The following is a 13,860-nucleotide window of genomic DNA, read 5'->3' as shown; positions in this document are numbered from 1 at the left end:
AATGTGGGAGCTGGCCTGCCTGCGATTGCAGTCTGTAGGAGCGAGCTTGCTCGCGAAAAACTCAAAGGCGCCGCGTTCATTCAGCAAGCACGCGTTATCGTTGACGTTTTTCGCGAGCAAGCTCGCTCCTACAAAAAAGCCTTAATTGACTGGCATTAAGGCAAGCCAGCTCCCACATTGACCGAGTCACCTTCCCGATACCGAGGCTTGCAATGACCTGGCTCCCCCACATCACCGTCGCCACCATCGTCGAAGACAACGGCAAGTTCCTGATGGTCGAAGAACTCAAGGGCGGCCGCGCCGTGCTCAACCAGCCCGCCGGCCATCTGGACCCGAACGAAACTCTGACCGAAGCCGCCGTGCGCGAAACCCTGGAAGAAACCGGCTGGGACGTGGAAGCTACCGGCATCGTTGGCATTTACCTGTACACCGCACCGAGCAATGGCGTGACCTATCAGCGCGCGTGCTTTATCGCCAAGGCGCTTAAACATCACCCGGATTATCAACTTGACGAAGGCATCCTGCGCGCCCGCTGGTTGACCCGTGACGAGCTGATGGCCGTGCGCAATGACTGGCGCAGCGAGCTGATCATCCGCTGCATCGATGATTATCTGGCCGGCCACAGGCACAGTCTCGAATTGATCCGCCCTTCTCTTTAGCCTTAGCGGCTCGGGCCTGATAGAATCGCGTCCTTTTTCAAGACACCCGTTGAAACCCTATGCGTGATCCAGCCCCTTCTGACACACAAAAGAAGCGCGTCATCGTCGGCATGTCCGGCGGCGTGGATTCTTCCGTTTCCGCCGTTCTGCTCATGGAGCAGGGTTATGAGGTGGAAGGCCTGTTCATGAAGAACTGGGAAGAAGACGATGGAACCGAATACTGCACAGCCATGGACGACCTGGCGGACGCCCAGGCCGTATGCGACAAAATTGGCATAAAGCTGCACACCGCCAACTTCGCCGCCGAGTACTGGGACAACGTGTTCGAGCACTTCCTGGCCGAGTACAAGGCCGGTCGCACGCCGAACCCGGACATCCTGTGTAACCGCGAGATCAAGTTCAAGGCGTTCCTCGACTACGCGATGATGCTCGGCGCCGACCTGATTGCCACTGGCCACTACGTGCGCCGTCGCGATATCGATGGCCGCACAGAACTGCTCAAAGGCCTGGACCCGAACAAGGACCAGAGCTACTTCCTGCACGCCGTGGGCGGTGAACAGATTGCCAAGACTCTGTTCCCGGTCGGCGAGCTGGAAAAACCCGAAGTGCGCAAGATTGCCGAGAAACACGGCCTGGCCACCGCCAAGAAGAAAGACTCCACCGGTATCTGCTTTATCGGCGAGCGCCGCTTCAGCGACTTCCTCAAGCAGTACCTGCCGGCGCAGCCGGGTGAAATCAAGACCACCGAAGGTGAAGTGATCGGCCGCCACCACGGCCTGATGTACCACACCATCGGCCAGCGCCAGGGCCTGGGCATCGGCGGCTTGAAAGACGCCGGTGAAGAGCCTTGGTACGTGCTGATTAAGGATCTGGAAAACAATGTGCTGGTGGTCGGCCAGGGCAACGAACACCCGCTGCTGTTCTCCGGCGCCCTGCTCGCTTCCGAGATCTACTGGGTCAACCCGATCGACCTGAGCACACCACGCCGCCTGACCGCCAAAGTGCGCTATCGCCAGAGCGATCAGCCGTGCACGCTGGAAAAGACTGCCACCGGCTACCGCGCCACCTTCGATGATCCGCAACGCGCGGTCACCCCAGGCCAATCCGTGGTGTTCTACGACGGCGAAGTCTGCCTGGGCGGCGGCGTGATTGAAGTGGCCCAAGCCTGGAGCCACCCGGCATGAGCCCGACCCAGGAGCAATTGACGGCCCTTGGCGGTGTCTTTCTCGCTGCAGTACTGGTGGACAAGATCGCCAAGACCGGCCAGGTCACGGAAGCCGGCCTGACCTGCATGCTCGGCAGCCTACTGATCCGTGAACCCAAGGACACCCTTGAGGTTTATGGCGGCGACGACCTGGCCCTGCGTGAAGGCTATCGCGCCTTGATCGGCGCCCTGGAGCGCGATCCCAGCACTTTGCAGCGTGAGCCGTTGCGCTATGCCCTGTCGATGCTTGGCCTTGAGCGCCAGTTGGCCAAGCGCGACGACCTGCTGGACACCATCGGCAAGCGCCTGCCGCAGATCCAGTCCCAGGTAGAACACTTCGGCACAGCCCATGAAAACGTTATCGCCGCCTGTGGTGCGCTGTACCAGGACACCTTGAGCACCCTGCGCCAGCGCATCCAGGTGCACGGCGATATGCGCAACCTGCAACAACCGAACAACGCTTCGAAGATCCGCGCCCTGCTCCTGGCCGGTATTCGTTCGGCGCGGTTGTGGCGCCAGTTGGGCGGTCATCGCTGGCAGCTGGTGATCAGCCGGCGCAAATTACTCAAAGAGCTTTACCCGTTGATGCGCAACGAATAAGTCGCACCAGCGGGCTGTTTTCAAGCCATTACGCGTAATACGCCGGTCAGTTGGCGACGGACCGGCGGAATTTTTCATGTATGATACGCGCCCCATTTCGTTGCCCGACTGTCCGAGAACACCCCATGCAGCTCTCTTCGCTCACTGCGGTTTCCCCTGTTGACGGCCGCTACGCCGGCAAAACCCAGGCCCTGCGCCCTATTTTCAGCGAGTACGGCCTGATCCGTGCCCGTGTCCTGGTTGAAGTGCGCTGGCTCCAGCGCCTGGCCGCTCACCCTGCCATCAGCGAAGTGCCGGCGTTTTCCGCCGAGGCCAACGCTGTATTGAACACCCTGGCGGAAAACTTCTCCCTGGAGCACGCCGAGCGTGTAAAAGAGATCGAGCGCACCACCAACCACGACGTCAAAGCCATTGAGTATCTGCTCAAAGAGCAAGCAGCCAAGCTGCCGGAACTGGCCCAAGTCAGCGAGTTCATCCACTTTGCCTGCACCAGCGAGGACATCAACAACCTGTCCCACGCCCTGATGCTGCGCGAAGGCCGTGATGACGTGATGCTGCCGCTGATGCGCCAGACCGCCAACGCCATTCGTGAGCTGGCGATCCGTTTCGCTGATGTGCCGATGCTCTCGCGCACCCACGGCCAGCCGGCTTCGCCGACCACCCTGGGCAAAGAGCTGGCCAACGTGGTGTACCGCCTGGAGCGCCAGATCGCTCAAGTGGCCGCCGTGCCGTTGCTGGGTAAGATCAACGGTGCCGTGGGCAACTACAACGCCCACCTGTCGGCCTACCCGGAAATCGATTGGGAAGCCAACGCCCGCGCCTTCATCGAAGACGAGCTGGGCCTGGGTTTCAACCCCTACACCACGCAGATCGAACCCCACGACTACATCGCCGAGCTGTTCGACGCGATTGCACGCTTCAACACCATCCTGATCGACTTCGATCGCGATATCTGGGGCTACATCTCCCTGGGCTACTTCAAGCAGCGCACCATTGCCGGCGAAATCGGCTCGTCGACCATGCCGCACAAGGTCAACCCGATCGACTTCGAAAACTCCGAAGGCAACCTGGGCATCGCCAACGCCCTGTTCCAGCACCTGGCCAGCAAGCTGCCGATCTCCCGCTGGCAGCGCGACCTGACCGACTCCACCGTACTGCGCAACCTCGGCGTGGGCTTTGCCCACAGCGTGATCGCGTACGAAGCCAGCCTCAAAGGCATCAGCAAGCTGGAGCTCAACGAGCAGAAAATTGCCGCTGACCTGGACGCGTGCTGGGAAGTATTGGCCGAGCCGATCCAGACCGTGATGCGCCGCTACAACATCGAAAACCCCTACGAGAAGCTGAAAGAATTGACGCGCGGCAAGGGTATCAGCCCTGAGGCACTGCAAACTTTCATCGACGGCCTGGACATGCCAGCCGCGGCCAAGGCCGAGCTGAAACTGCTCACCCCGGCCAACTACATCGGCAACGCTGTAGAACAAGCCAAGCGCATCTGATCCAAGCAAGCTCCTTTGAGACGCCCGGCCGCGCCGGGCGTTTTTATTCCTGTCTTAAAAGTGCTTTTTTTCAATAGGTTACACATGAATCCTGATATCCCTCTTCAACTTCTGGGCGGCATCACGGCACGGGAATTCCTGCGCGACTACTGGCAGAAAAAACCGCTGCTGATCCGCCAGGCCATCCCTGACTTCGAAAGCCCGATCGACGCCGACGAACTGGCAGGCCTGGCCCTGGAAGAAGAAGTCGAGTCGCGCCTAGTGATCGAACACGGCGAGCGTCCGTGGGAACTGCGTCGCGGCCCGTTCGCCGAAGACGCTTTCAGCACCCTGCCCGAGCGCGAGTGGACCCTGCTGGTGCAGGCGGTCGACCAGTTCGTGCCGGAGGTGGCTGAGCTGCTGGAGCACTTCCGCTTCCTGCCGAGCTGGCGTATCGATGATGTGATGATCAGCTTCGCCGCGCCGGGTGGCAGCGTCGGTCCGCATTTCGATAACTACGATGTGTTCCTGCTGCAAGCTCAGGGCAAGCGCAACTGGAAGATCGGCCAGATGTGCAATTCCGAAAGCCCACTGCTGCAACACGCCGACCTGCGCATCCTCGCCGAATTCGAAGAAAGCGCCGAATGGGTACTGGAGCCGGGCGACATGCTCTACCTGCCACCGCGCCTGGCCCACTTCGGTATTGCCGAAGACGATTGCATGACCTACTCGGTGGGTTTCCGCGCCCCGAGCGCCGCCGAAGTGCTGACCCACTTCACCGACTTCCTCAGCCAGTACCTGACTGACGAAGAGCGCTACACCGACGCCGATGCCCAGCCGGTCAGCGACCCGCACCAGATCCAGGGCGACGCACTGGACCGCCTCAAGGGCCTGCTCGCCGAGCACATGAGCGACGAGCGCATGCTGCTGACCTGGTTCGGCCAGTTCATGACCGAGCCACGCTACCCGGAACTGGTGGCCGGCGAAGAGCTGGGCGAAGAAGACTTCATCAACAGCCTGCAGGATGGCGCGATCCTGGTACGCAACCCAAGCGCGCGCCTGGCCTGGTCCGAAGTCGACGACGATGTACTGTTGTTTGCCAGTGGCCAGAGCCGTTACCTGCCCGGCAAGCTGCGTGAACTGCTGAAGCTGGTGTGCTCGGCCGACGCGCTGCACAGCGAAAACCTCAGCGTATGGCTGGCCGACGAAGACGGCCGCAATCTGCTGTGCGAACTGGTCAAGCAAGGCAGCCTGGGGTTCGCGGATGAATAAGATTCACGTAAGTGTCGCGGACTGGCAAAAGGATATCGCCGAGATTCGGCGCATTCGTGAAGCGGTATTTATCGCTGAGCAATCGGTTCCGCCTGAATTGGAGTGGGACGCGGACGATGCCGGCGCCATGCATTTTCTTGCATACGAAGGTGACTTCCCGATTGGCACCGCTCGATTGCTGCCCAGCGGCGAGATCGGTCGGGTATCAGTGCTCAAGGACTGGCGTGGGCTGAAAGTCGGCGACAAGCTGATGGAAGCGGTGATCGGCGAGGCGGTGAAACGCGGCCAGACCCGGCAATTCCTGAGTGCGCAGGTGTATGCGGCGCCGTTCTATGAGCGGCTGGGTTTCAAGATCGTCAGCGATGAGTTTCTTGAAGTCGGGATTCCGCATGTGGATATGGTGCGCGGGGACTGATCCGAGTCCGCGTCGCCTGCGATAGCGATTTCAGCAACACCACAAATGCCCTGCCTGCCAGGGCATTTTGCCGTCTACGATTCAACTTGCGACCCACCAGGCCGACAAACTGGCACTATCAAGCAAATGACTCGCAGAGATAACGGACATGTCCCTACGCACCCTGCTCACCGCCCTGCTCCTGACCGTCAGCGTTTCGACCATGGCCGCCACCGAGGTCGTCAATTTGAGCAACCGCACCAGCGCCGACCTGCTGCCCGTGGCGCAGAACTTCATCGGCAAGGACGGCACCGTCAGCGCCTACGGCAACCAGCTTATCGTTAACGCCGACCCCGCCAGGATCGAGGGCTTGCGCACCCTGCTCTCGCAACTGGATACACCGGCAAAACGCCTGCTGATCACTGTCGACACCAACGAAACCAACCAGCAAAACAGCGGCGACAGCCAGACCCGCATCATCAGCTATGGTACCGCCAGCCGCGATGGCGGCATCCAGCAGATCCAGGCCAGCGAAGGCGTGCCCGCGCTGATCCAGGTCGGCCAGAGCGTACCGCTGACCACCACGCAACAGGACAGCTATGGCCGTCTGCAAAACCAGACCCAGTATCGCAACGTCACCCAGGGCTTTTACGTCACCGCCAGCGTCACTGGCGAGACCGTACACCTGGCCATCAGTACCAACCGTGACCGCATGAGCCAGGAACGTCCCGATGTAGTGAACGTGCAAAGCACCGACACAACCGTCAGCGGCCGCCTGGGCGAATGGATCCCCCTGGCCGGCATCAATCGTGAAACCCAGGCGGACAAATCCTCTACAACCCGCAGCTACTCTACTCAGGGCCGCGATGACCTGACTTTACGGGTCAAGGTCGACACCCTGAACTGAAGCACCGAAAACTGACTGGCAAGTCGCATTAGACTGAAGATGTAGTGACATGAAAAAAGCACTACAAAACATTTGACGAGCCAAAAAAGCATGGGCATGATGGCCTCGCTCCCGCTAATCAGGGGCCCTGGCAAGGGCCTTCGGATCGCCGCTCTAAGCTACCCACCTGAGCCGATCCGTGTCTGTACCGCCCACAAGGCACGTTGGACGAGGTTGCGACTGGAACGAAGTTGTCCCGAGGGACGGAAGCTACCCAGGTAACCCGGCTACGCACTGATGAATCGTACAAAGGCCCACGACGCCCGAAGACCGTTTGCAGTTTGCCCTTACCTGCTCAACTCCGCCTTGAGCCACTCGTTCATCCCGTCGCCTACCCCGCCGAACTTGACTTGAACACCCAAGCTTCTGGTCAGCGAGCAGCCATCACCACGCACTTTCTACGTGGCTGGCAAATGGAATTTTCCACCTAGACCTATGCGACGAGGTTTTTCCCCATGGCACTGACACGCGAACAGCAAATTGCAGCCCTTGAAAAAGACTGGGCTGAAAACCCACGCTGGAAAGGCGTGACCCGCGCTTATTCCGCTGCTGACGTCGTCCGCCTGCGTGGCTCGGTCCAACCTGAGCACACTTTTGCAAAACTCGGCGCCGAGAAGCTGTGGAACCTGGTCACCCAAGGTGCCAAGCCGTCCTTCCGTCCCGACAAAGATTTCGTCAACTGCATGGGCGCCCTCACCGGCGGCCAGGCAGTCCAACAGGTAAAAGCCGGCATCCAGGCGATCTACCTGTCCGGCTGGCAAGTGGCAGCGGACAACAACTCCGCTGAATCCATGTACCCCGACCAGTCGCTGTACCCGGTGGATTCGGTTCCAACCGTGGTCAAGCGCATCAACAACTCGTTCCGTCGTGCCGACCAGATCCAGTGGAAAGCCGGCAAGAACCCGGGCGACGACGGCTACATCGACTACTTCGCGCCAATCGTGGCTGACGCCGAAGCCGGTTTCGGTGGCGTACTCAACGCCTACGAGCTGATGAAGAGCATGATCGAGGCAGGCGCTGCCGGCGTGCACTTCGAAGACCAGCTCGCTTCGGTGAAAAAATGCGGCCACATGGGCGGCAAGGTACTGGTACCGACCCAGGAAGCTGTACAGAAGCTGACCGCCGCTCGCCTGGCCGCTGACGTGGCCGGTACACCGACCATCATCCTGGCCCGTACCGACGCCAACGCGGCAGACTTGCTGACCTCGGACTGCGACCCGTACGACCAGCCGTTCGTGACTGGCGAACGTACCCAGGAAGGCTTCTATAAAGTGCGCGCCGGTCTGGACCAGGCGATCGCCCGTGGCCTGGCCTACGCTCCTTACGCCGACCTGATCTGGTGCGAAACCGCCAAGCCGGACCTGGACGAAGCCCGTCGTTTCGCCGAAGCGATCAAAAAGGAATACCCGGACCAACTGCTGTCCTACAACTGCTCGCCTTCTTTCAACTGGAAGAAGAACCTGGACGACGCGACCATCGCCAAGTTCCAGCGCGAACTGTCGGCAATGGGCTACAAGCACCAGTTCATCACCCTGGCCGGTATCCACAACATGTGGCACAGCATGTTCAACCTGGCGCACGACTACGCCCGCAACGACATGACTGCCTATGTGAAGCTGCAGGAGCAGGAATTCGCTGACGCCGCCAAAGGCTACACCTTTGTGGCGCACCAGCAGGAAGTGGGCACCGGCTACTTCGACGACATGACCACCGTGATCCAGGGCGGCACCTCGTCCGTGACCGCGCTGACCGGTTCGACCGAAGAAGAGCAGTTCCACTAAGTATCGCGTACACGGCCACTGCGGCCCCACGGAAGACCTAACCGCAGTGCCGCGCAACAATCACGCCCCGACTGGTTCGGGGCGTTTTTTTTGCCTGGGAATCACCGAAAATCAATGGTGGGAGCTGGCTTGCCTGCGATGGCGGTGGGTCAGAAGCAGGTGTTTCAGCTGATCCGCCGCCATCGCAGGCAAGCCAGCTCCCACATTGACCGCGCCCTATCCATAGTTTTTTGCTAAAAACATTGATCCAGAGCGGTATCCGCGCACATCCGATCGGTTAAAAGAACCGTTGCGACAACTAAGCGACACTCAAGCAAGTAATGACAACTTCCCGCGCCACATGAGAAACACTCGCTTAAACCCCGCGCAAACAATATTCATTATCATTTGGCGCTTGAAAACTTCGTTACAGCTTAAACAAAACATATTTGATGAAAAGCCCGCTAATGCCCACGCCACAAGGGCTACAGCCCCAAGAAGGTGCACTATGTGCTTATTCCACCGAATAATTTCGCCCTGGGAATTTTACTTGCCCGGTGTTTAGCCATAAAATCACCGCGATTGATTGCAGTGCGACATATCGTCACTGCATCGTTACTTTTTCGAGCTCAGAGACCTTTGCTCTCTGTTAAGGATTTCCAGCATGACCGACGCGACAGGACTCATGGCCCACAACTGGGGCTTTGCCATTTTCCTTCTCGGTGTTGTAGGCCTTTGCGCCTTCATGCTTGGCGTCTCCAGCCTCCTCGGGTCAAAAGCCTGGGGCCGCAGCAAAAACGAACCGTTCGAATCCGGCATGCTGCCTACAGGTGGCGCCCGCTTGCGGCTCTCAGCCAAATTCTATCTGGTCGCGATGCTCTTCGTGATCTTCGATATCGAAGCCCTCTTTCTCTTTGCATGGTCTGTGTCCGTCCGCGAAAGCGGCTGGACCGGATTCGTCGAAGCTCTCGTTTTCATAGCAATTCTGTTGGCAGGTCTTGTCTACCTGTTCCGAGTGGGCGCCCTTGACTGGGCTCCGGAAGCTCGTCGCAAGCGGCAAGCGAAGCTGAAACAATGAGGCTTTGGCAATGCAATACAATCTCACCAGGATCGACCCGGATGCTCCTAACGAGCAGTACCCCATCGGCGAACGGGAAACTGTTTCCGACCCGTTAGAAGACCAAGTCCACAAAAACATCTACATGGGCAAGCTGGAAGACGTGCTGAGTGGCGCGGTCAACTGGGGGCGTAAAAACTCCCTGTGGCCGTACAACTTCGGCCTTTCGTGCTGCTACGTGGAAATGACCACCGCCTTCACGGCGCCCCACGACATCGCGCGCTTTGGCGCCGAAGTTATCCGGGCATCGCCGCGTCAGGCGGATTTCATGGTTATCGCCGGTACCTGCTTCATCAAGATGGCGCCGATCATCCAGCGCCTCTATGAGCAAATGCTCGAACCGAAGTGGGTTATCTCCATGGGTTCGTGCGCCAACTCCGGTGGCATGTACGACATCTACTCCGTCGTTCAAGGGGTGGACAAGTTCCTGCCCGTGGACGTCTACGTGCCTGGCTGCCCGCCCCGCCCGGAAGCTTTCCTGCAAGGCTTGATGCTGTTGCAGGAATCGATCGGCAAGGAGCGTCGCCCACTGTCCTGGGTCGTCGGCGATCAAGGCGTTTACCGCGCCGAGATGCCGTCCCAAAAGGAACAGCGCCGCGAACAGCGAATCGCAGTCACCAACCTGCGCAGCCCCGACGAAGTCTGATCCAGCCCGCTTCTTTTTATAGAACGAAAACCTGGCTTCATTCTTTACGTTGACCGAAAGCGATAAAAAACCATGACTACAGGCAGTGCTCTGTACATCCCGCCTTATAAGGCAGACGACCAGGATGTGGTTGTCGAACTCAATAACCGTTTTGGCCCTGACGCCTTCACCGCCCAGGCCACGCGCACCGGTATGCCGGTGCTGTGGGTGGCGCGTGCCAGGCTCGTCGAAGTCCTGACCTTCCTGCGCAACCTGCCCAAGCCGTACGTCATGCTCTATGACCTGCATGGCGTGGACGAGCGTCTGCGCACCAAGCGCCAGGGCCTGCCGAGCGGCGCCGATTTCACCGTGTTCTACCACTTGATGTCGCTGGAACGTAACAGCGACGTGATGATCAAGGTCGCCCTGAGCGAGAGCGACCTGAGCATCCCGACCGTGACCGGTATCTGGCCGAACGCCAGCTGGTACGAGCGTGAAGTCTGGGACATGTTCGGCATCGACTTCCCTGGCCACCCGCACCTGACGCGCATCATGATGCCGCCGACCTGGGAAGGTCACCCGCTGCGCAAGGACTTCCCTGCCCGCGCCACCGAATTCGACCCGTACAGCCTCAACCTCGCCAAGCAACAGCTTGAAGAAGAGGCTGCACGCTTCCGTCCGGAAGACTGGGGCATGAAGCGCTCCGGCACCAACGAGGACTACATGTTCCTCAACCTGGGCCCGAACCACCCTTCGGCCCACGGTGCCTTCCGTATCATCCTGCAACTGGACGGCGAAGAAATCGTCGACTGCGTCCCGGACATCGGCTACCACCACCGTGGCGCCGAGAAGATGGCCGAGCGTCAGTCCTGGCACAGCTTCATCCCGTACACCGACCGTATCGACTACCTCGGCGGCGTGATGAACAACCTGCCGTACGTGCTCTCGGTCGAGAAGCTGGCCGGTATCAAGGTACCGGACCGCGTCGACACCATCCGCATCATGATGGCCGAGTTCTTCCGCATCACCAGCCACCTGCTGTTCCTGGGTACCTATATCCAGGACGTCGGCGCCATGACCCCGGTGTTCTTCACCTTCACCGACCGTCAGCGCGCCTACAAGGTCATCGAAGCCATCACCGGTTTCCGCCTGCACCCGGCCTGGTACCGCATCGGCGGCGTGGCGCACGACCTGCCGAACGGCTGGGAGCGCCTGGTCAAGGAATTCATCGACTGGATGCCCAAGCGTCTGGACGAGTACCAGAAAGCCGCCCTCGACAACAGCATCCTCAAAGGCCGCACCATCGGCGTCGCACAGTACAACACCAAAGAGGCCCTGGAATGGGGCGTCACCGGTGCAGGCCTGCGTTCCACCGGTTGCGACTTCGACCTGCGCAAAGCGCGCCCGTACTCCGGCTACGAGAACTTCGAATTCGAAGTACCGCTGGCGGCCAATGGCGATGCCTACGACCGTTGCATCGTGCGCGTCGAAGAAATGCGCCAGAGCCTGAAGATCATCGAGCAGTGCATGCGCAACATGCCGGCTGGCCCGTACAAGGCGGATCACCCGCTGACCACGCCGCCGCCCAAAGAGCGCACGCTGCAACACATCGAAACCCTGATCACGCACTTCCTGCAGGTTTCGTGGGGCCCGGTGATGCCGGCCAACGAATCCTTCCAGATGATCGAAGCGACCAAGGGTATCAACAGTTATTACCTGACGAGCGATGGCGGCACCATGAGCTACCGCACCCGGATTCGTACCCCAAGCTTTGCCCACTTGCAGCAGATCCCTTCGGTGATCAAAGGCGAGATGGTCGCGGACTTGATTGCGTACCTGGGTAGTATCGATTTCGTTATGGCCGACGTGGACCGCTAAGCATGAACAGCACGCTTATCCAGACAGACCGTTTCACCTTGAGTGAAACCGAGCGCTCGGCCATCGAGCACGAGCTGCATCACTACGAAGACCCGCGCGCGGCGTCGATCGAAGCCTTGAAGATCGTCCAGAAGGAACGTGGCTGGGTGCCCGACGGCGCCCTCTACGCCATTGGCGAGATCCTTGGCATCCCCGCCAGCGACGTTGAAGGCGTAGCGACGTTCTACAGCCAGATCTTCCGCCAGCCGGTGGGCCGCCACATCATTCGTGTGTGCGACAGCATGGTCTGCTACATCGGTGGCCATGAGTCCGTGGTCAGCGAAATCCAGGCCAAGCTGGGCATCGGCCTCGGCCAGACCACCGCCGACGGCCGCTTCACGCTGCTGCCGGTGTGCTGCCTGGGCAACTGCGACAAGGCGCCGGCGTTGATGATCGACGACGACACATTCGGTGACGTACAGCCTGCTGGCGTGACCCAATTGCTCGAGGGCTACCCATGACCCTGACCTCTTTCGGCCCGGCCAACCTGATCAAGCGTTCGGCCGAGACCCACCCGCTGACCTGGCGCTTGCGTGACGACGGCGAGCCGGTATGGCTCGACGAATACCAGGCCAAGAACGGCTACGCCGCTGCGCGCAAAGCTTTCGCCGACATGGCCCAGGACGATATCGTCCAGACCGTGAAAGACGCCGGTCTCAAGGGCCGCGGCGGCGCAGGCTTCCCCACCGGCGTGAAGTGGGGCCTGATGCCCAAGGACGAATCCATCAACATCCGCTACCTGCTGTGCAACGCGGATGAGATGGAGCCCAACACCTGGAAAGACCGCATGTTGATGGAGCAACTGCCCCATCTGCTGATCGAAGGCATGTTGATCAGTGCCCGTGCGCTCAAGACCTACCGTGGCTACATCTTCCTGCGTGGCGAGTACACCACCGCCGCCAAGCACCTGAACCGTGCCGTGGAAGAAGCCAAGGCCGCAGGCCTGCTGGGCAAGAACATCCTCGGCTCCGGTTTCGACTTCGAACTGTTCGTGCACACCGGCGCCGGGCGTTATATCTGCGGTGAAGAAACCGCACTGATCAACTCCCTCGAAGGCCGCCGCGCCAACCCGCGTTCCAAGCCGCCCTTCCCCGCCGCCGTGGGCGTGTGGGGCAAGCCGACGTGTGTGAACAACGTCGAGACCCTGTGCAACGTGCCGGCGATCATCGCCGACGGCGTGGACTGGTACAAATCCCTGGCCCGCGAAGGCAGCGAAGACATGGGCACCAAGCTCATGGGTTTCTCCGGCAAGGTCAAGAACCCTGGCCTGTGGGAACTGCCATTCGGCGTGACCGCACGCGAGCTGTTCGAGGACTACGCCGGCGGTATGCGCGACGGCTACACCTTGAAAGCCTGGCAGCCAGGCGGTGCCGGCACCGGCTTCCTGCTTCCTGAGCACCTGGACGCACAAATGTATGCCGGCGGTATCGGCAAGGTGGGCACCCGGATGGGTACCGGCTTGGCGATGGCGGTCGACAACACCGTGAACATGGTCTCGTTGCTGCGCAACATGGAGCAGTTCTTTGCCCGTGAATCCTGCGGCTTCTGCACCCCATGCCGCGACGGCCTGCCGTGGAGCGTCAAGCTGCTGATGGCCCTGGAAAATGGCGAAGGCCGCGAGGGCGACATCGAAACCCTGCTGGGCCTGGTCGGTTTCCTCGGCCCAGGCAAGACTTTCTGTGCTCACGCACCGGGCGCCGTGGAGCCATTGGGCAGCGCAATCAAATACTTCCGCTCGGAGTTCGAAGCCGGCATCGCGCCCACCAGCGCCGCCGTCCCGCCTCTGGCGAAGCCGATCGTAGTCGGCGCGTAACGCTTAAACAGGCGAAGGGTCCGTGCCCTTCGCCTGCTCATGTGCTGACGCCGTAAAGGCTGTGTAGATGCACATGAA

The 13,860-nt window shown here is 60.3% G+C and carries 13 protein-coding genes; all 13 read left to right on the top strand.

Annotated elements, in window-relative coordinates; translation table 11 throughout:
• Positions 1-212 precede the first annotated feature (212 nt).
• The 13 genes from TX23_RS16435 (at position 213) to nuoF (ending at position 13,782) form a co-directional block, all read left to right on the top strand.
• Positions 213-659 carry an NUDIX hydrolase gene (locus tag TX23_RS16435; RefSeq protein ID WP_057703109.1) on the top strand — a complete coding sequence of 149 codons (447 nt, stop codon included), beginning with the start codon at positions 213-215 and terminating at the stop codon, positions 657-659.
• A gap of 59 nt (positions 660-718) precedes the next feature.
• Positions 719-1,843 (top strand): tRNA 2-thiouridine(34) synthase MnmA, encoded by a 1,125-nt coding sequence (mnmA, locus tag TX23_RS16430; protein WP_057703108.1) that lies wholly within the window; start codon positions 719-721, stop codon positions 1,841-1,843.
• On the top strand, positions 1,840-2,463 hold the full coding sequence (gene hflD / locus TX23_RS16425) for a high frequency lysogenization protein HflD (protein WP_057703107.1): 624 nt from the start codon (positions 1,840-1,842) through the stop codon (positions 2,461-2,463). The genes mnmA and hflD overlap by 4 nt, the downstream gene beginning before the upstream one ends.
• Positions 2,464-2,588: 125 nt before the next feature.
• A complete protein-coding gene (gene purB / locus TX23_RS16420; RefSeq protein WP_010209589.1) occupies positions 2,589-3,959 on the top strand; it encodes an adenylosuccinate lyase in 1,371 nt (456 codons plus the stop codon).
• 84 nt (positions 3,960-4,043) lie between these two features.
• A complete protein-coding gene (locus tag TX23_RS16415) occupies positions 4,044-5,210 on the top strand; it encodes a ribosomal protein uL16 3-hydroxylase (RefSeq protein WP_057703106.1) in 1,167 nt (388 codons plus the stop codon).
• Entirely contained in the window at positions 5,203-5,625 is a 423-nt protein-coding gene (locus tag TX23_RS16410; RefSeq protein WP_057703105.1) for a GNAT family N-acetyltransferase, read from the top strand. The genes TX23_RS16415 and TX23_RS16410 overlap by 8 nt, the downstream gene beginning before the upstream one ends.
• 148 nt (positions 5,626-5,773) lie before the next feature.
• Positions 5,774-6,511 carry a secretin N-terminal domain-containing protein gene (locus TX23_RS16405; RefSeq protein WP_057703104.1) on the top strand — a complete coding sequence of 246 codons (738 nt, stop codon included), beginning with the start codon at positions 5,774-5,776 and terminating at the stop codon, positions 6,509-6,511.
• A 494-nt stretch (positions 6,512-7,005) separates the two neighbouring features.
• The gene (aceA, locus tag TX23_RS16400) at positions 7,006-8,331 is read left to right on the top strand and encodes an isocitrate lyase (RefSeq protein ID WP_057703103.1); all 1,326 of its coding nucleotides are present in this window, start codon (positions 7,006-7,008) and stop codon (positions 8,329-8,331) included.
• Positions 8,332-8,974: 643 nt separating this feature from the next.
• On the top strand, positions 8,975-9,388 hold the full coding sequence (locus TX23_RS16395) for an NADH-quinone oxidoreductase subunit A (protein ID WP_003192109.1): 414 nt from the start codon (positions 8,975-8,977) through the stop codon (positions 9,386-9,388).
• A gap of 10 nt (positions 9,389-9,398) precedes the next feature.
• Entirely contained in the window at positions 9,399-10,073 is a 675-nt protein-coding gene (locus TX23_RS16390; protein WP_003174719.1) for a NuoB/complex I 20 kDa subunit family protein, read from the top strand.
• A gap of 72 nt (positions 10,074-10,145) precedes the next feature.
• Positions 10,146-11,930 carry an NADH-quinone oxidoreductase subunit C/D gene (gene nuoC / locus TX23_RS16385; protein ID WP_005789116.1) on the top strand — a complete coding sequence of 595 codons (1,785 nt, stop codon included), beginning with the start codon at positions 10,146-10,148 and terminating at the stop codon, positions 11,928-11,930.
• A gap of 2 nt (positions 11,931-11,932) precedes the next feature.
• Positions 11,933-12,430, top strand: coding sequence for an NADH-quinone oxidoreductase subunit NuoE (nuoE, locus tag TX23_RS16380; RefSeq protein WP_003232080.1), 498 nt, complete (start codon positions 11,933-11,935; stop codon positions 12,428-12,430).
• The gene (nuoF, locus tag TX23_RS16375; protein ID WP_032896666.1) at positions 12,427-13,782 is read left to right on the top strand and encodes an NADH-quinone oxidoreductase subunit NuoF; all 1,356 of its coding nucleotides are present in this window, start codon (positions 12,427-12,429) and stop codon (positions 13,780-13,782) included. The genes nuoE and nuoF overlap by 4 nt, the downstream gene beginning before the upstream one ends.
• Positions 13,783-13,860 lie beyond the last annotated feature (78 nt).

Origin of the sequence: Pseudomonas paralactis (genome assembly GCF_001439735.1) — a bacterium.
Lineage (GTDB): Bacteria > Pseudomonadota > Gammaproteobacteria > Pseudomonadales > Pseudomonadaceae > Aquipseudomonas > Aquipseudomonas paralactis.
This window is presented reverse-complemented; position numbering and strand designations above follow the sequence as displayed.

What these genes read in the sequence shown, in the direction of transcription:
- nuoC (WP_005789116.1), top strand. Translation starts at nt 10,146, where the DNA reads ATGACTACAGGCAGTGCTCTGTACATCCCGCCTTATAAGGCAGACGAC.
- purB (WP_010209589.1), top strand. Translation starts at nt 2,589, where the DNA reads ATGCAGCTCTCTTCGCTCACTGCGGTTTCCCCTGTTGACGGCCGCTAC.
- nuoE (WP_003232080.1), top strand. Translation starts at nt 11,933, where the DNA reads ATGAACAGCACGCTTATCCAGACAGACCGTTTCACCTTGAGTGAAACC.
- nuoF (WP_032896666.1), top strand. Translation starts at nt 12,427, where the DNA reads ATGACCCTGACCTCTTTCGGCCCGGCCAACCTGATCAAGCGTTCGGCC.
- TX23_RS16410 (WP_057703105.1), top strand. Translation starts at nt 5,203, where the DNA reads ATGAATAAGATTCACGTAAGTGTCGCGGACTGGCAAAAGGATATCGCC.
- aceA (WP_057703103.1), top strand. Translation starts at nt 7,006, where the DNA reads ATGGCACTGACACGCGAACAGCAAATTGCAGCCCTTGAAAAAGACTGG.
- mnmA (WP_057703108.1), top strand. Translation starts at nt 719, where the DNA reads ATGCGTGATCCAGCCCCTTCTGACACACAAAAGAAGCGCGTCATCGTC.
- TX23_RS16390 (WP_003174719.1), top strand. Translation starts at nt 9,399, where the DNA reads ATGCAATACAATCTCACCAGGATCGACCCGGATGCTCCTAACGAGCAG.
- hflD (WP_057703107.1), top strand. Translation starts at nt 1,840, where the DNA reads ATGAGCCCGACCCAGGAGCAATTGACGGCCCTTGGCGGTGTCTTTCTC.
- TX23_RS16415 (WP_057703106.1), top strand. Translation starts at nt 4,044, where the DNA reads ATGAATCCTGATATCCCTCTTCAACTTCTGGGCGGCATCACGGCACGG.
- TX23_RS16435 (WP_057703109.1), top strand. Translation starts at nt 213, where the DNA reads ATGACCTGGCTCCCCCACATCACCGTCGCCACCATCGTCGAAGACAAC.
- TX23_RS16395 (WP_003192109.1), top strand. Translation starts at nt 8,975, where the DNA reads ATGACCGACGCGACAGGACTCATGGCCCACAACTGGGGCTTTGCCATT.
- TX23_RS16405 (WP_057703104.1), top strand. Translation starts at nt 5,774, where the DNA reads ATGTCCCTACGCACCCTGCTCACCGCCCTGCTCCTGACCGTCAGCGTT.